This is a genomic window from Streptococcus oralis (assembly GCF_021497945.1).
In the GTDB taxonomy this organism is placed as follows: domain Bacteria; phylum Bacillota; class Bacilli; order Lactobacillales; family Streptococcaceae; genus Streptococcus; species Streptococcus oralis_BR.
Map to the genome: position 1 here is coordinate 804010 of NZ_CP046524.1, position 17438 is coordinate 821447.

The following is a 17438-nucleotide window of genomic DNA, read 5'->3' on the forward strand; positions in this document are numbered from 1 at the left end:
TCAACCTGTTTTTGAAATCAAGGTAACAATTTTGTAACAGCCGATTTTGCAAGTAAAAAGAGACCTCAAGAGGTCTCTTACGATAATTAGCGCATGGTTACAAATTCTTCTGAGGCAGTTGGGTGGATAGCTACTGTAGCATCAAAGTCTGCCTTGGTTGCTCCCATCTTGATAGCAACAGCGAATCCTTGAATCATCTCATCCACTCCGTAACCAAGTCCATGTAGGCCAACAACTTTTTCGTCAGTACCGGCGGTGATGAGTTTGAAGCGAGATTCTTGACGATGGCTTGTAACAGCAGAGTACATAGATGCAAAGCTTGACTTGTAGACTTTGATGTGATCTTGACCGTATTCTTTGATAGCTTCTTCTTCAGTCAACCCCACGGTTCCGATTGCTGGGTGGGAGAAGACAACAGTAGGGATAGTCGTGTAGTCCATCTTGGCATTTGTTTTCCCGTTGAAGAGGCGTTCAGATAGGGTGCGTCCTGCCTTGATGGCTACTGGGGTAAGTTCCTTCTCACCAGTAACGTCTCCAAGGGCGTAGATGCCATCTACAACTGTATTTTGATACTCATCCACTTGGATAAATCCACGTTGGTTGAGTGTAACGCCGGCCTTTTCTAAATCCAGACCATCTACATTTGGACGGCGACCGGTAGCCCAGATAACTTGGCTTGCAGTGTGACTAGAACCGTCTTCAAAATGAATCGTAATGCCTTGCTCAGTTTCTTCGAGCTTGACGGGTACCTTATGCGTGTGCAAAGGTAAACCTGTTTTTTCCATTTCATTGACAAGACCTTCAACGATGTAGCTGTCAAAAGTGCGCAAGGGACGATCGCGACGGACAAACAAATCAGTTTTTACTCCGAGTGCGTGGAGAACACCTGCTAATTCAACGGCGATATAACCAGCCCCAAGAATCGCAACGGATTCAGGAAGTTGTTCCCAAGCAAAGACATCGTCTGAGCTGCCACCGAGTTCAGCTCCAGGAATAGTTGGGATGCTTGGACGAGCTCCAGTCGCAATCACGATATGCTTGGCACGAATCAATTCGCCATTAACGCTGACCGTATGAGCATCAACGAAATGAGCACGGCCTTCAATCAAATCAACGCCGTTACGCTTGAAACTTCCATCATAAGATGAGCGAGCGCGATCAATGTAGGCTTCACGGTTTTGACGAAGCTTTGCGAAATCAAATTGAACATCTGAACTTGTAAAACCATAGTCAGGGCCGTAGTGGTGGAAGCTTTCAGCGATTTGAGCTCCATACCACATGATTTTTTTAGGAACACAGCCGACATTGACGCAGGTTCCACCTAATTTTTTCTCTTCGATAACAGCTGCTTTAGCACCGTGTTCGCCAGCTCGGTTCATAGTGGCAATGCCGCCGCTTCCTCCACCGATGGCGATGATATCATATTCTCTCATAGAAAACTCCTTATAGCTTTGATAGTCATATTCTATCGTTTTTATTTTTTGAATGCAAAAATCTGCTACGTTAAAAAAAATTAGAAAAACACTTGCCAAATTCAAAAAGATATTGTATTATATATCTAGCACAATAATCCAATAAACGAATACCGAACGAAATAATGATCCTGAATTGTCATTGTTACCATCTGAACTGTCATTGTTTGGGCTTGGTGTTTCTGATATAATGGTTTTTGTAAGGCAAAAGAATAAAGGAGTTTGAAAATGAAAAGAAATAAGAAGGCAAAAAAATGGCAATTATACACAGCGATTGGTGTTGCCAGTGCTATTGTTATCGGTGCTGCGGGGATTTTGATTTTTAGGCAACCTTCCCAGTCAGCAGTCAAGGAGGAAACCTCTCATATCATTACTGCTAAGGAAGGTTCCGTTGCTTCATCGGTTCTCTTGTCAGGTACGGTTACAGCAAAAAATGAACAATACGTTTATTTTGATGCTAGTAAGGGAGATTTAGATGAAATTCTCGTTTCAGTCGGGGACAAGGTCGAAGAAGGGCAAGCGTTGGTCAAATACAGCAGTGCGGACGCTCAAGCTGCCTATGATGCAGCTGATCGTGCAGTTGCAAAGGCAGACCGTCATATCGAGGAGTTAAACAAAGCCCGTGAAAATGCATCAGCTGCACCAACTTCTCCACAGGTTCCAACAGAAGCTGGACTCCCAGAACAAGCGCAAGCAGCAACTTCTTCAGTATCTTCTATTGATTCTCAAATCAGTGATGCCAAGGATAATCGTGCAGATGCTGTGGCTCAGCTCAACAAGGCTCAGGCTCAGCTAGATGCTGCAACTGTCCTCAGTACACTAGAAGGGACTGTAGTTGAAGTTAATCGTAATGTTTCTAAATCGCCAACAGGTAATAGCCAAGTGGTAGTACATGTCGTAAGTAATGAAAACTTACAGGTCAAAGGGGAGTTGTCTGAATACAACCTTGCTAACCTTTCTGTTGGGCAAGAAGTTACCTTTACTTCGAAGGTTTACCAAGATAAGAGCTGGACGGGTAAAATCAGCTATATTTCTGATTATCCTAAAAACAACGGAGAAGCAGCAAATGCAGCTCTTGGAGGGAATACTGGATCTAAGTATCCTTATACTGTTGATGTGACTAGCGATATCGGTGAGTTGAAACAAGGCTTCTCTGTCAGTGTTGAAGTCAAGAACAAGAGTAAGGCCATCCTTGTTCCTTTGACAAGTGTTGTTACCGAAAATGATAAAAACTATGTTTGGCTCGTTGACAACCAGAAAAAAGCGAAGAAGGTAGAAGTTACTTTGGGGAATGCGGATGCGGACAACCAAGAAATTACTTCAGGTTTGACAGACGGTGCCCAGGTCATCAGTAATCCAACATCTTCCTTGGAAGAAGGAAAAGAGGTGAAGGCTGATGAAGAAACTAATTAGTCTCAAAAATATCTGCAGGAGTTATCGAAATGGTGACCAAGAACTGCAGGTCCTTAAAAATATCAATCTAGAAGTTCATGAAGGTGAGTTTGTTGCTATTATGGGACCTTCTGGTTCTGGTAAGTCTACGTTGATGAATACCATCGGAATGTTGGATACACCAACCAGTGGAGAGTACTACCTTGAAGGGCAAGAGGTTGCAGGCCTTGGAGAGAAACAACTGGCAAAAGTCCGCAACCAGCAAATCGGCTTTGTCTTTCAGCAGTTCTTTCTCTTGTCCAAACTCAATGCACTTCAAAACGTCGAGTTGCCCTTGATTTACGCTGGAGTTTCAGCTTCAAAACGTCGGAAATTGGCGGAGGAATTTCTGGAAAAGGTTGAGCTGACGGAGCGCAGTCATCATTTGCCATCTGAGTTATCTGGTGGTCAAAAGCAACGTGTAGCGATTGCGCGTGCCTTGGTAAATAATCCCTCTATCATCCTAGCAGACGAACCTACAGGAGCCTTGGATACCAAGACGGGAAATCAAATCATGCAACTGTTGGTTGAGTTAAATAAGGAAGGGAAAACCATTATCATGGTCACTCATGAGCCTGAGATTGCTGCCTATGCCAAACGCCAAATTGTCATTCGTGATGGGGTCATCTCATCAGACAGTGCGCATTTAGAAAAGGAGGAAAACTAAGATGCAGAATCTGAAATTTGCCTTTTCATCCATCATGGCCCACAAGATGCGTTCCTTCCTCACCATGATTGGGATTATCATCGGAGTTTCGTCTGTCGTCGTCATCATGGCTCTGGGAGATTCCATGTCTCGTCAGGTCAATAAAAACATGACCAAATCACAGAAGGATATCCATGTCTTTTTCTCTCCTATCAAAAGCAAGGACGGCTCCTTCACGCAGAAACAATCCGCTTTGACAGTTAGCGGGAAAGAAGAGGATGTTCATGTTGAACCACCCAAACCACTGGAGTCTTGGGTCAAGGAGGCTGCCAAACTCAAAGGAGTAGACAGTTACTATGTCACTAACTCGACCAACGTTACCTTATCTTATAAGGATAAGAAGGTTGAACGAGCGACTCTGACAGGCGGAAATAGCACCTACATGAACGCAGTTGAAAATGAAATCGTTGCGGGTAGAAGTCTAAGACCGCAAGACTACAAGGAATTTGCCAGTGTGATTTTGTTGGATGAAGAACTAGCCAAGAGTTTGTTTGATAGTCCAGAAGCTGCGGTTAATCAAATCATCTCTGTCAATGAATTTAGCTACCGTGTGATTGGTGTTTATACTAGTAATGAAGCTAAAACTGCTAAAGCCTTTGGGATTGGTGGTCTTCCAATTACGACCAATATCTCTCTCGCAGCCAATTTTAATACTGATGAAATCTCGAATATCGTCTTTCGTGTCAATGATACTAGTCTAACGCAGACCTTGGGTCCGGAGTTGGCTCGAAAACTGACTGAGATTGCAGGTCTTCAACAAGGAGAGTACCAAGTTGCGGATTCAACTGCCGCCTTTCAAGAGGTACAACAACTATTTGGTTTTATGACCACCATTATCAGTGCCATCGCAGGAATCTCTCTCTTTGTCGGGGGAACTGGTGTTATGAATATCATGCTGGTTTCGGTGACAGAACGCACGCGGGAGATTGGTCTGCGGAAAGCTCTTGGAGCTACACGGGCTAATATTTTGGTACAGTTTTTGATTGAATCCATGATCTTGACCTTGCTAGGTGGTGTCATTGGTCTTGGGATTGCTGCTGGAATGACCATGTTAGCTGGAGTATTGCTTCAAAACATGATTGCAGGTATTGAAGTTGGGGTTTCCCTCCCAATTGCTCTCTTTAGCTTGGCTGTGTCAGCCAGCGTTGGGATGATTTTCGGAGTCTTACCAGCCAATAAAGCGTCTAAGCTTGATCCGATTGAAGCTCTTCGCTATGAGTAAGACATAGAACAGGACAAACAAGATAGACACTTGTCTGTCTTGTTTTTGTATGGATTTCCCTATCGAAAATCACTAAAAATATGATATAATGAAGTGTTAGAAAAACAGGTTTCATTTGCCTGGAAAGGAAAAATTATGTCTGAAAAGAATTTTTATATTACAACACCGATTTACTATCCATCTGGTAAACTTCATATCGGTTCTGCCTACACAACCATCGCCTGTGATGTCCTAGCTCGTTACAAACGCCTCATGGGCTACGATGTCTTTTATCTGACAGGTCTGGATGAGCATGGTCAGAAAATCCAGCAAAAAGCTGAAGAAGCTGGCATCACACCTCAAGCCTATGTTGACGGCATGGCGGTTGGAGTCAAAGAACTCTGGAAATTACTCGATATCTCATACGATAAATTCATCCGTACAACTGATGATTACCATGAAAAAGTAGTAGCACAAGTATTTGAACGCTTGCTTGCTCAAGATGACATCTACTTGGGTGAATACTCTGGCTGGTATTCAGTCTCAGATGAGGAATTCTTTACAGAAAGCCAGCTTGCAGAAGTTTTCCGTGACGAAGCTGGAAATGTAACGGGTGGTATCGCTCCATCAGGCCACGAGGTCGAATGGGTTTCTGAAGAGTCTTACTTCCTTCGCCTCAGCAAATACCAAGACCGTTTGGTTGAATTTTTCAAAGCTCATCCTGAGTTTATCACTCCTGATGGTCGCCTTAATGAAATGTTGCGTAACTTCATCGAGCCTGGTTTGGAAGATTTGGCGGTATCTCGAACAACCTTTACCTGGGGTGTGCCAGTCCCATCCAATCCAAAACACGTTGTCTACGTTTGGATCGATGCCCTTCTGAACTATGCGACAGCGCTTGGCTATGGTCAAGACGAACATGGTAACTTTGACAAGTTCTGGAATGGAACTGTCTTCCATATGGTAGGAAAAGACATCCTTCGTTTCCACTCAATCTATTGGCCAATCCTTCTTATGATGTTGGATATCAAATTGCCAGACCGCTTGATTGCCCACGGTTGGTTTGTCATGAAAGACGGCAAGATGTCTAAGTCAAAAGGGAATGTCGTTTACCCTGAAATGTTGGTAGAGCGTTATGGGCTTGACCCACTCCGTTACTACCTCATGCGTAGCCTTCCTGTTGGTTCAGACGGAACCTTCACTCCTGAGGACTACGTCGGCCGTATCAACTATGAATTGGCCAATGACCTTGGAAACCTCCTCAATCGTACGGTTTCCATGATTAACAAGTATTTTGATGGACAAATTCCTGCCTATGTAGAAGGTGTGACAGAGTTTGATCATTCTCTTGCTCAAGTAGCTTCTGAATCAATTGCTGATTACCATACACACATGGATGCTGTTGACTACCCACGTGCTTTAGAAGCAGTATGGACTCTTATATCACGTACCAACAAATACATCGATGAGACAGCCCCATGGGTCTTGGCTAAGGATGAAGCGCTTCGTGACCAATTGGCAAGTGTTATGAGCCACTTGGCAGCTAGCCTCCGTGTCGTAGCTCACTTGATTGAACCATTTATGATGGAAACTAGTCGTGCGGTCATGACTCAACTTGGCTTGGAAGAAGTGGTGAGCCTTGAAAACTTGAGCTTGGCTGACTTCCCTGCTGCTGTAACTGTAGTAGCTAAAGGAACGCCAATCTTCCCACGTCTCGACATGGAAGAAGAAATCGCCTATATCAAGGAACAAATGGAAGGCAACAAACCAGCGGTCGAAAAAGAATGGAATCCAGATGAAGTTGAACTCAAACTAAACAAGGATGAAATCAAGTTTGAAGACTTTGATAAGGTCGAAATCCGTGTCGCAGAGGTCAAAGAAGTGTCTAAAGTGGAAGGTTCTGATAAGTTGCTCCAATTCCGCCTAGATGCTGGTGATGGCGAAGACCGTCAAATCCTCTCAGGAATTGCCAAATACTATCCAAACGAACAAGAATTGGTCGGCAAGAAAGTCCAAATTGTTGCCAACCTCAAACCACGTAAGATGATGAAGAAATATGTCAGTCAAGGAATGATCCTCTCAGCTGAACATGAAGGCAAGTTAATCCTTCTCACAGTTGATCCAGCTGTACCAAACGGAAGTGTAATTGGCTAAAAGCAAAAAACCAACGTTAGGCACGTTGGTTTTTCTTGTTATGTGGGAGATTTTCTAAGAAGTGGTCTATCACCTTTTGCGACCGGAGGACAATTACTTTCTTTGGATAGGTTTCTTGAACCCACTTGTAGCGTTCCCTAGCGGATTTGCTTCGCCCATCCCAGAGAATCCATCGGATAAATTCCCAGTCAAAGCGTTCAGGACAACCTGCAGCCATACTTTCTCGGACCTTGCCTCGGTAAGTGAGATACCGTTTAAATGCTCGAAAGAGACAAGTCCATGGTGAAAAATTGAGAAAGATGATTTGGTCAGCTTCCTGCATTCTTTCCTCGTAATAGCACCAAGAGTAGTTGCCATCGATGACCCGGTCTGAGTGACTAGTGAGGAAGTTTTTCATCTCAGTTTCCATCCAATCGCGGTCACTATCTTGCCAACCAGGTTGAAATTGGAGAGTATCCATATGCAGTTTGGGGATGGAGCAGTAGTTTGATAACTTCTCAGCTAGAGTTGACTTGCCAGCTCCAGAATATCCGATGATTGCGATTTTCATTTTCTACCTTTTCTTATTAGAGGACAAAAAAACAGCCTCTATGGACTGTTTCTTATTTAGCAAGTTTAGCTGAAAGACGAGCTTTATCGCGGCTTGCTTTGTTTTTATGAATCAAACCTTTAGTTTCTGCTTTGTCGATAGCTGAGCTAGCAGCACGGAAAAGTTCTTCAGAAGGGTTTGCTTCGAAAGCTTTGATAGCAGTACGCATAGCTGATTTTTGAGCTGAGTTTTTTTCGTTTTGTTTAACGTTCAATTCAGCGCGTTTGATAGCTGATTTAATGTTTGCCAATGTTCTTACCTCCATATTTACTAACTATACCATTATATATGAAAACTCAGGTTTTGACAAGGGGAAATTATTTTTTTAGGTAAATTTCATCGATTTCATGGTTTTTAGCCTTGTGGAGAATGACCTCGGCCCGATTTCTTGTTGGTTCGATATAGTTTTGTAGATTTGTAAGGTTGATAGTAGTCCATACTTGATGGGCAAAAGCTTCTACTTCTCCTATTGGCATTTGAGTAAAACGGTGGTAGTAGCTTTCAGGATCATTCTGGGCAAAGCTGAGAAGTTTCAAGAAACGATCCAGATACCAGCTTTCAATGTCTTCTACTGCAGCATCCACGTAGATGGAAAAATCAAAGAAATCAGTGATGTAAAGGCGCTCATTTTGAGGGTTTTGAAAGACATTAATTCCCTCGACAATGACAAAGTCAGCGGCTTTGACCCGTTGTTTTTCCCCAGGAACGATGTCATACACTTCATGAGAATAGACTGGAATATCGACATCTTGCCCATTCTTTAGGCGGTCAAGAAAATTCAGCAAGGCTTCCATGTCATAACTCTCTGGAAAACCTTTGCGATTTAAGATACCTTGCTCAATTAAAGTTTGATTGGGATAGAGAAAACCGTCGGTTGTCACCAATTCTACAGTAGCATCAGTAACTGTACGAGAGAGAAGGATTTGCAGAAGTCGGCTAGTTGTTGATTTTCCTACAGCTACACTTCCTGAAACTCCAATAATGAAGGGTTGAGATTTACTCTCTCTTTGGAGAAAAATTCCCTTAGAAAAGGCTAAATCCTCTTTGGTGCGTTTGTAAATTTGGATGAGATGAGCTAAAGGTAAATAAATATCTGTCACATCTTGCAGACTAATCTGGTCATTGAAACTCTTGATGGATTCTAGTTCCTCTTCTGTCAAAGGAGGTGTTGTCTTTCGATGTAAAGATTGCCAAGTCTGGCGACTGATTTTTTCAAAATGTAAAAATTCGTTGGTCATAATTTTTCCTCGTTCGATATCTTAGTATATCATATTTCTCATCTAAAGAGAGAATGAAATTCGATATTTATCATTCTGATTCTTGAAAGTTGCTATAACAGTGCAAAATACAAAGATCATTTAATTATTATCATAACAGATTTAGTTTGTTTGTTGAATTTCAGCTTTGTAAACGATTTTATATTTCCTTAAAATATGGTAAAATAGTTTTATGAGTAAAATGTATTATGCAGAAAATCCTGATGCAGCTCACGATATTCATGACTTGAGAGTAGAGTTGCTGGGACATAAATTGACCTTTTTAACGGACGCAGGTGTTTTTAGCAAGAAAATGGTTGACTTTGGGAGTCAGCTCTTGCTCAAGTGTCTAGAGGTTAACAAAGGAGAAACTGTTCTTGATGTAGGTTGTGGTTATGGGCCATTGGGTTTGTCGTTAGCCAAGGCTTATGGAGCTCAGGTAACCATGGTCGATATCAATAATCGTGCCTTGGACCTAGCGCGACAAAATGCTGAACGTAATAAAGTAGAAGCAACGATTTTCCAATCCAATATCTATGAACAAGTTGAAGGGAAGTTTGACCATGTTATTTCCAATCCGCCGATTCGAGCGGGCAAACAGGTTGTTCATGAGATTATCGAAAAGAGCAGAGATTTCTTGAAAGACAGAGGAGATTTAACCATCGTCATTCAGAAAAAACAAGGGGCTCCAAGTGCTAGAAATAAGATGGAAGACGTTTTTGGCAATTGTGAAATCGTAAAGAAAGATAAGGGATACTATATCCTTAGAAGTGTGAAAGAATGAGAGCAGTTGATTTAATCCAAAAGAAACGAGATGGTCAAGAACTGTCTTCAAGTGAAATCAAGTGGTTGGTAGAAGGCTATGTGGCTGGAACTGTTCCAGACTATCAGATGTCTGCTTTTGCTATGGCTGTTTATTTTAAAGGAATGACCACACGTGAGATTTCTGATCTAACGATGAATATGGTCAAGACAGGTCAGGAGTTTGACTTGTCAGCTATTGATGGGGTTAAAGTTGATAAGCATTCGACTGGTGGTGTAGGTGATAAGGTGACCTTAATCTTGGCTCCCCTTGTTGCGAGTTTCGGAGTACCCGTTGCTAAAATGAGTGGTCGTGGTCTCGGCCATACTGGTGGGACAATTGATAAATTGGAGTCCATTAAGGGCTATCAAGTTGAGCGAAGTCAAGAAGATTTCATTCGTCAGGTACAGGACATTGGTGTATCTGTCATTGGGCAGTCCGATCAGCTGGTTAAAGCAGATAAACTTCTCTATGCCCTCCGTGATGTGACAGCAACTGTCGACACGATTCCTTTGATTGCTAGTTCGGTGATGAGCAAGAAAATTGCTGCAGGAGCGGATGCCATTTTGCTAGACGTAACGGTCGGTGAGGGGGCCTTCATGAAGACGGTTGATGAGGCGCGCAAATTAGCTCAAACCATGGTGGATCTTGGTAAGGCAGTTGGTCGAAAGACGGTAGCAGTCATTACCGATATGAGCCAACCCTTGGGAAAAGCTATTGGCAATCGTCTCGAAATCCTTGAGGCAATCGATATTCTCAAAGGAAATGGCCGAGAAGATATTAGTCACTTTATCTGCGAGCTAGCTCAGATTATGCTTGGGTTGGCTGATGTTGAGAAAACGATCGAGGAAATCCGTCAACACCTGGAAAATGGCCAAGCACTGGCTAAGTTTGAAGAAATGGTGGCAGCTCAAGGCGGTGATCTAGAAGATCTCTATCGCCCAGTAAATGTTGCACATGTAGTGGATATCCCGGCTCAAGAGACAGGTGTCATTTCAGCTCTTCCAGCTATGGAATTTGGTCTATATGCCATGAGATTGGGAGCTGGTCGTGCAGTCAAGTCTGATGCTTTAGACTATGAAACTGGAATCGTTTTTGATAAAAAAGTTGGTGACCCTGTCCAGAGGGGTGAAATTGTCGCAAAAGTTTATACAAATGGAAAAATTTCTTCTGAACTAGTTACAGAATTTCAAAAATATGTTAAAATAAATGATGGAGTGCAAAGTTTACGAGAAATTATAGAAATTATCTCATAAAACCAGGGAGAATCCGAATATGAAATTAAATAAATATATCGATCATACGCTTTTAAAGCAAGATGCAAGTCAAGAACAAATTGATCGTTTGCTATCTGAAGCGCGTGAGTATGACTTTGCCAGCGTTTGTGTCAATCCCACATGGGTGAAACATGCGAAAACAGGGCTTGAAGGCTCAGATGTAAAGGTTTGTACAGTAGTAGGTTTTCCTTTGGGAGCAACAACTTCAGCTGTGAAAGCTTTTGAAACAAAAGAAGCTGTCCAAAACGGTGCGGATGAGATTGATATGGTTATCAATGTTGGTGCCCTCAAATCAGGCAATCTGGATTTGGTTGAATCGGACATCCGTGCTGTCGTAGAAGCAAGTGGTGACAAGTTGGTTAAGGTCATTATTGAAGCTTGCTTGTTGACAGACGATGAAAAGGTTGTGGCCTGCGAATTATCCCAGAAAGCAGGCGCTGACTTTGTCAAAACATCAACTGGATTTTCAACTGGTGGTGCCACTATTGAGGATGTTCAGTTGATGCGTGAAACAGTCGGGCCAGATATGGGAGTTAAGGCAGCTGGTGGAGCTCGTTCATATGCAGATGCTGTCGCTTTTGTGGAAGCAGGCGCTACCCGTATCGGAACATCTGCTGGTGTAACAATCTTAAAAGGAGAATTGGCAGATGGCGACTACTGAGTTAATTGAACTAGCAATTGAAACCAGCAAACAAGCCTATGTCCCCTATTCTCATTTTCCCATAGGTGCTGTTTTAGTAGCCAAGGATGGTAGTATTTATACGGGTGTGAACATCGAGAATGCTAGTTATCCCTTAACTAATTGTGGAGAGCGTACCGCTATTTTCAAAGCAGTTTCGGAGGGACAACGGGAGTTTTCAGAATTGATTGTCTACGGTCAAACTGAAAAACCCATCTCGCCATGTGGTGCTTGTCGTCAGGTCATGGTTGAGTTTTTTGAACAAGATCTAAAAGTGACTTTAGTTGCTAAAGATAAATCGACGGTCGAGATGACGGTCGGGGAGTTACTTCCATACTCATTTACAGACTTAAATTAGTCTGAGCTACTCTTCGAGTGGCTGTGGTCTACGTGACCAAACGATCTATACTTGCAACATCGTTGCACATCTTATTTAGGAGGTTCAGTAATGAACAAGAAACAATGGCTAGGCCTTGGTCTAGTTGCAGTGGCAGCAGTTGGACTTGCTGCATGTGGTAACCGCTCTTCTCGTAACGCAGCTTCATCTTCATCTGAAATGAAGACGAAAGCAGCGATCGTAACAGATACTGGTGGTGTTGATGATAAATCATTCAACCAATCAGCTTGGGAAGGTTTGCAAGACTGGGGTAAAGAACACAATCTTTCAAAAGATAATGGATATACTTATTATCAATCTAACAGTGAAGCTGACTACGCTAACCACTTGCAACAAGCGGCTGGAAGTTACAACCTGATCTTCGGTGTTGGTTTTGCACTTCACAATGCAGTTGAAGAAGCGGCAAAAGAGCACACAGACTTGAACTATGTCTTGATTGATGATGTCATCAAAGATCAAAAGAACGTTGCAAGTGTTACTTTCGCGGATAACGAAGCAGCTTACCTTGCAGGTGTTGCAGCCGCTAAAACAACTAAGACAAAACAAATCGGTTTTGTAGGTGGTATGGAATCTGAAGTTATCTCACGTTTTGAAGCTGGTTTCAAAGCAGGTGTTGCTTCAGTAGATTCTTCTATCAAGGTTCAAGTAGACTACGCTGGTTCATTTGGTGACGCAGCTAAAGGTAAAACAATCGCTGCCGCTCAGTATGCTGCAGGTGCTGACGTTGTATACCAAGTAGCAGGTGGTACTGGAGCAGGTGTCTTCTCTGAAGCGAAATCACTCAACGAAAGCCGTCCTGAAAATGAAAAAGTTTGGGTTATCGGTGTTGACCGTGACCAAGTGGAAGAAGGTAAATACACTTCTAAAGATGGTAAGGAATCAAACTTTGTTCTTGCTTCAACTTTGAAACAAGTTGGTACAACTGTAAAAGATATTGCTAACAAAACTGAAAAAGGCGAATTCCCTGGTGGACAAGTTATTGTCTACTCATTGAAAGATAAAGGGGTTGACTTGGCAGTAACAAATCTTTCTGAAGAAGGTAAAAAAGCTGTTGAGGACGCAAAAGCTAAGATCCTTGACGGAAGTATTAAAGTTCCTGAAAAATAATGGATAAAAGTCATTTCTTAGGAAGCGGCCATTGGTCGCTTCTTTAAGAATTGAGACAATTTTTGTCTCAATAGAGCTTGTTAATGTGATTAGCAGGTTTTATTGAAATAAAATAAACCTCTGAAAGGAAGAGCATATGGCACACGAAAATGTCATTGAGATGCGTGAGATTACCAAGGTGTTTGGTGAATTTGTCGCCAACGACAAAATCAACCTGCACCTACGAAAAGGTGAAATCCATGCACTTTTAGGAGAAAATGGAGCGGGTAAATCCACTCTGATGAATATGCTGGCAGGACTTCTCGAGCCAACTAGTGGTGAGATTGTGGTGAATGGTCAAGTTGTAAAACTAGACTCGCCTTCTAAAGCAGCTAGTTTGGGAATCGGTATGGTTCACCAACACTTTATGTTGGTTGAAGCTTTTACAGTGGCTGAAAATATCATTTTGGGGAGTGAAATCACTAAAAATGGTGTTCTAGATATAGCTGGTGCTACTAAAGAAATCAAGGCTCTTTCTGAACGTTATGGTTTGGCAGTGGATCCTGCTGCTAAGGTGGCGGATATTTCCGTTGGTGCCCAACAACGTGTAGAAATCTTGAAAACACTCTATCGTGGTGCTGATATCCTTATCTTTGACGAACCTACAGCCGTATTGACTCCTTCAGAGATTGATGAGTTGATGGCAATCATGAAAAACCTTGTCAAAGAAGGGAAGTCTATCATTTTGATTACCCATAAACTGGATGAAATCCGTGCAGTGTCTGATCGTGTTACGGTTATCCGTCGTGGGAAATCAATCCAGACGGTTGAAATCGCAGGCGCAACCAATGCAGATTTGGCGGAAATGATGGTTGGACGTTCGGTATCCTTTAAGACAGCCAAACAAGCAGCCCAGCCAAAAGATGTAGTCTTGTCTATCAAAGACCTAGTTGTCAATGAAAACCGTGGTGTACCAGCTGTGAAGAACCTTTCTTTGGATGTTCGTGCTGGTGAAATTGTTGGGATCGCAGGAATTGATGGTAACGGCCAGTCAGAACTCATCCAAGCTATCACAGGTCTTCGGAAAGTTGAGTCTGGTAGCATTGATTTGAAAGGAAAGTCAGTTGTCGGTATGCATCCTCGACAAATTACTGAGATGAGTGTGGGGCACGTTCCAGAAGACCGTCATCGTGATGGTTTGATTTTGGATATGATGATTTCGGAAAACATTGCTCTTCAAACCTATTACAAAGAACCACTCAGTAAAAATGGTATCTTGAACTATGCCAATATTACTTCTCATGCTAAGAAATTGATGGAAGAATTTGACGTTCGTGCTGCTAGTGAGTTTGTACCAGCAGCAGCTCTCTCAGGGGGGAATCAGCAAAAAGCAATTATCGCTCGTGAGATTGATCGAGATCCTGATCTCCTAATCGTTAGCCAACCGACACGTGGATTGGACGTTGGTGCCATTGAGTACATTCACAAACGCTTGATTGAGGAACGTGATAATGGCAAGGCTGTTCTCGTTGTCAGCTTTGAACTGGATGAGATTTTAAATGTCTCAGACCGTATTGCTGTTATCCACGATGGGAAGATTCAAGGTATTGTGTCGCCAGAAACAACCAACAAACAGGAACTTGGTGTCTTGATGGCTGGTGGAAGCTTGGGAAAGGAGAAGAGTGATGTCTAAAAAATTACAACAAATTTCGGTTCCCATGATTTCTGTATTCTTAGGAATCTTGCTCGGAGCCATTGTCATGTGGATCTTCGGCTATGATGCTATCTGGGGTTATGAGGAGTTGTTCTACACAGCTTTCGGTAGTCTGCGTGGTATCGGTGAGATTTTCCGTGCCATGGGACCTCTTGTCTTGATTGGTCTTGGTTTTGCAGTAGCCAGTCGTGCAGGCTTCTTTAACGTTGGACTTCCTGGACAGGCTCTTGCAGGTTGGGTTATGAGTGGGTGGTTTGCCCTTTCAAATCCTGATATGCCACGTCCTTTGATGATTCTTGCGACAGTTGTTATTGCCCTTATCGCTGGTGGGATTGTCGGAGCTATCCCAGGTGTTCTCAGAGCTTATCTCGGTACGTCAGAGGTTATCGTGACCATCATGATGAACTACATTGTATTGTATGTAGGAAATGCCTTTATTCATGCCTTTCCTAAAGATATTATGCAAAGTACAGACTCAACGATTCGTGTTAGTGCCAATGCTACATACCAGACACCATGGTTATCAGAGTTGACTGGAAATTCTCGTATGAATATTGGAATCTTCTTTGCAATCATTGCTGTAGTTGTGATTTGGTTCTTGCTCAAGAAAACGACTCTCGGTTTTGAAATTCGTGCAGTTGGTCTCAATCCCCATGCTTCAGAGTACGCTGGTATTTCAGCAAAACGTACAATCATCCTATCAATGATTATCTCTGGTGCCTTGGCTGGTCTTGGTGGAGCTGTCGAAGGTCTTGGAACTTTCCAAAACGTTTACGTTCAGGGCTCATCATTAGCTATCGGATTTAACGGGATGGCAGTTAGTTTGCTTGCTGGAAATTCACCAATTGGAATTCTCTTTGCAGCCTTCTTATTTGGTGTTCTACAAGTTGGTGCGCCAGGTATGAATGCAGCACAAGTTCCGTCTGAGCTTGTTAGCATTGTAACAGCGTCCATTATCTTCTTTGTCAGCGTTCACTACCTTATCGAACGCTTTGTCAAACCTAAAAAACAAGTTAAAGGAGGTAAGTAAGGATGTCTATTACAACATTACTCACCCTCTTGGTCTCTTCTATGCTGATATACTCAGCACCACTTATTTTTACGAGTATCGGAGGGGTCTTCTCTGAACGTGGAGGGGTAGTCAACGTCGGTCTTGAGGGAATTATGGTTATGGGTGCCTTTTCTGGGGTAGTCTTCAACCTTGAATTTGCAGAACAACTTGGATCAGCAACTCCTTGGCTTGCCCTATTAGTCGGAGGAATTGTGGGAGCGATTTTCTCAATTATCCACGCAGCTGCGACCGTTCACTTCCGTGCGGACCATGTTGTCAGTGGAACAGTGTTGAACTTGATGGCACCAGCTTTAGCAGTCTTTTTGGTCAAAGTCCTTTATAACAAAGGACAAACCGACAACTTGAGCCAAACTTTTGGACGTTTTGATTTTCCAGTTTTGGCAAATATCCCAGTGATTGGAGATATCTTTTTCAAGTCAACGAGTCTACTTGGTTACTTGGCGATTGCTTTCTCATTCCTTGCTTGGTTTATCCTCTTCAAAACCCGCTTTGGTCTTCGTCTTCGCTCTGTCGGTGAACACCCTCAAGCAGCGGATACCTTGGGGATCAATGTTTACAAGATGAGATATTTTGGGGTTATCATTTCTGGTTTCCTTGGCGGAATTGGTGGAGCTATCTACGCCCAATCAATCTCAGTCAACTTCTCAGTAACAACCATTGTAGGACCTGGATTTATTGCTCTTGCGGCTATGATTTTTGGTAAATGGAATCCAATCGGAGCTATGCTTTCAAGTCTCTTCTTCGGACTCTCTCAAAGTTTGGCCGTTATCGGTTCCCAGCTTCCTTTCTTACAAGGAGTACCTGCGGTCTACCTACAAATTGCACCTTATGTTTTGACAGTCATTGTCTTGGCAGCCTTCTTTGGAAAAGCTGTTGCACCAAAGGCAGACGGTATCAACTATATCAAATCAAAATAAGTATACAAAAAAACGTCAGTTCAAACTGGCGTTTTATTTTTTAGGATTTTGATGAGTTAGGTTTAATCCCCAAGGGACGAGATTTTCAGTTTTATTTTTGATGCGTGTGATATTATCCTTGTGACGAATGATAATTAAGCTAGCAAGTGCTAGGATAATCAGAATGAAGAGAGGGTCATAGCTGCTCAGGATAAATCCAAATAGTGGAAATAGGAGAACTCCGATAACGGCTGCGATAGAAGCAGTAACGCTAGACAGTGAAATCATACTACCTAGATAGAGGCTTCCAAAGAATACGATTGCTAGATAGAGACAAAAAACAGGCGCAAATCCGAAAATCACTCCAGCGCTGGTTGCGACAGCCTTGCCCCCTTTAAATCCTGCAAAGATAGGAAAGGTATGTCCAATCACAGCCAAAAGTCCAAAGACAAGAGGTGATACACCCTGTAGGTGGAAAAAAATTGGAAGTAGTGTGGCCAAGGTTCCTTTGAAAAAATCAATCACAAAGGTTGCCATCCCTGCTTTCTTACCCAAAATACGGAAAGTATTGGTTGTTCCAGTATTTCCAGAACCGTGTTCACGCAGATTTGTTTGAAAAAAAACTTGTCCAATCCATAGACCAGACGGAATAGAACCTAGTAGATAAGCTAGAATTAATAATACAAATGTCATCATGTGTCTATTA

Annotated in this window: 17 protein-coding genes; 12 read left to right on the top strand and 5 right to left on the bottom strand. The window is 42.6% G+C overall.

From position 1 onward, the window contains the following. Window positions 1-86: 86 nt before the first annotated feature. Window positions 87-1433 (bottom strand): glutathione-disulfide reductase, encoded by a 1347-nt coding sequence (gor, locus tag GOM47_RS04175; protein WP_235081141.1) that lies wholly within the window; start codon window positions 1431-1433, stop codon window positions 87-89. A 267-nt stretch (window positions 1434-1700) separates the two neighbouring features. Between gor and GOM47_RS04180 the strand changes: the two genes are divergently transcribed. The 4 genes from GOM47_RS04180 (at window position 1701) to metG (ending at window position 6964) form a co-directional block, all read left to right on the top strand. Then, window positions 1701-2885 (top strand): efflux RND transporter periplasmic adaptor subunit, encoded by a 1185-nt coding sequence (locus GOM47_RS04180; protein ID WP_235081142.1) that lies wholly within the window; start codon window positions 1701-1703, stop codon window positions 2883-2885. Continuing rightward, a complete protein-coding gene (locus GOM47_RS04185) occupies window positions 2869-3570 on the top strand; it encodes an ABC transporter ATP-binding protein (RefSeq protein WP_235081143.1) in 702 nt (233 codons plus the stop codon). The genes GOM47_RS04180 and GOM47_RS04185 overlap by 17 nt, the downstream gene beginning before the upstream one ends. 1 nt (window position 3571) lies before the next feature. Further along, window positions 3572-4831, top strand: a complete 1260-nt coding sequence (locus GOM47_RS04190) for an ABC transporter permease (protein ID WP_235081144.1) — start codon at window positions 3572-3574, stop codon at window positions 4829-4831. Window positions 4832-4966: 135 nt separating this feature from the next. Beyond that, window positions 4967-6964 carry a methionine--tRNA ligase gene (gene metG / locus GOM47_RS04195; protein ID WP_235081145.1) on the top strand — a complete coding sequence of 666 codons (1998 nt, stop codon included), beginning with the start codon at window positions 4967-4969 and terminating at the stop codon, window positions 6962-6964. 16 nt (window positions 6965-6980) lie between these two features. On the opposite strand, the gene GOM47_RS04200 is transcribed toward metG, so the two are convergent. From GOM47_RS04200 to coaA, 3 genes are all read right to left on the bottom strand, one after another. Continuing rightward, window positions 6981-7514, bottom strand: coding sequence for a DNA topology modulation protein (locus tag GOM47_RS04200; RefSeq protein WP_235081146.1), 534 nt, complete (start codon window positions 7512-7514; stop codon window positions 6981-6983). Between the two features lie 52 nt (window positions 7515-7566). Beyond that, entirely contained in the window at window positions 7567-7803 is a 237-nt protein-coding gene (rpsT, locus tag GOM47_RS04205) for a 30S ribosomal protein S20 (RefSeq protein ID WP_001274000.1), read from the bottom strand. Between the two features lie 67 nt (window positions 7804-7870). After that, on the bottom strand, window positions 7871-8791 hold the full coding sequence (gene coaA / locus GOM47_RS04210; protein ID WP_235081147.1) for a type I pantothenate kinase: 921 nt from the start codon (window positions 8789-8791) through the stop codon (window positions 7871-7873). Window positions 8792-9002: 211 nt separating this feature from the next. Between coaA and GOM47_RS04215 the strand changes: the two genes are divergently transcribed. The 8 genes from GOM47_RS04215 (at window position 9003) to GOM47_RS04250 (ending at window position 16753) form a co-directional block, all read left to right on the top strand. After that, window positions 9003-9593, top strand: a complete 591-nt coding sequence (locus tag GOM47_RS04215) for a class I SAM-dependent methyltransferase (protein WP_235081148.1) — start codon at window positions 9003-9005, stop codon at window positions 9591-9593. Continuing rightward, complete coding sequence (locus GOM47_RS04220; protein WP_235081149.1) at window positions 9590-10867, top strand: pyrimidine-nucleoside phosphorylase; 1278 nt, start codon at window positions 9590-9592, stop codon at window positions 10865-10867. Before GOM47_RS04215 ends, GOM47_RS04220 begins: the two co-directional genes overlap by 4 nt. A gap of 19 nt (window positions 10868-10886) precedes the next feature. After that, a complete protein-coding gene (gene deoC, locus GOM47_RS04225; RefSeq protein ID WP_235081150.1) occupies window positions 10887-11549 on the top strand; it encodes a deoxyribose-phosphate aldolase in 663 nt (220 codons plus the stop codon). After that, on the top strand, window positions 11536-11925 hold the full coding sequence (locus GOM47_RS04230; RefSeq protein WP_000246111.1) for a cytidine deaminase: 390 nt from the start codon (window positions 11536-11538) through the stop codon (window positions 11923-11925). The genes deoC and GOM47_RS04230 overlap by 14 nt, the downstream gene beginning before the upstream one ends. Before the next feature lie 90 nt (window positions 11926-12015). Next, entirely contained in the window at window positions 12016-13071 is a 1056-nt protein-coding gene (locus tag GOM47_RS04235) for a BMP family lipoprotein (protein WP_125394328.1), read from the top strand. Between the two features lie 136 nt (window positions 13072-13207). Then, the gene (locus tag GOM47_RS04240) at window positions 13208-14743 is read left to right on the top strand and encodes an ABC transporter ATP-binding protein (protein ID WP_235081151.1); all 1536 of its coding nucleotides are present in this window, start codon (window positions 13208-13210) and stop codon (window positions 14741-14743) included. Beyond that, complete coding sequence (locus tag GOM47_RS04245) at window positions 14736-15794, top strand: ABC transporter permease (RefSeq protein WP_235081152.1); 1059 nt, start codon at window positions 14736-14738, stop codon at window positions 15792-15794. Before GOM47_RS04240 ends, GOM47_RS04245 begins: the two co-directional genes overlap by 8 nt. A gap of 2 nt (window positions 15795-15796) precedes the next feature. Continuing rightward, window positions 15797-16753 (top strand): ABC transporter permease, encoded by a 957-nt coding sequence (locus GOM47_RS04250; RefSeq protein WP_235081153.1) that lies wholly within the window; start codon window positions 15797-15799, stop codon window positions 16751-16753. 33 nt (window positions 16754-16786) lie between these two features. On the opposite strand, the gene plsY is transcribed toward GOM47_RS04250, so the two are convergent. Further along, window positions 16787-17428 (bottom strand): glycerol-3-phosphate 1-O-acyltransferase PlsY, encoded by a 642-nt coding sequence (plsY, locus tag GOM47_RS04255; protein ID WP_235081154.1) that lies wholly within the window; start codon window positions 17426-17428, stop codon window positions 16787-16789. Window positions 17429-17438 lie beyond the last annotated feature (10 nt).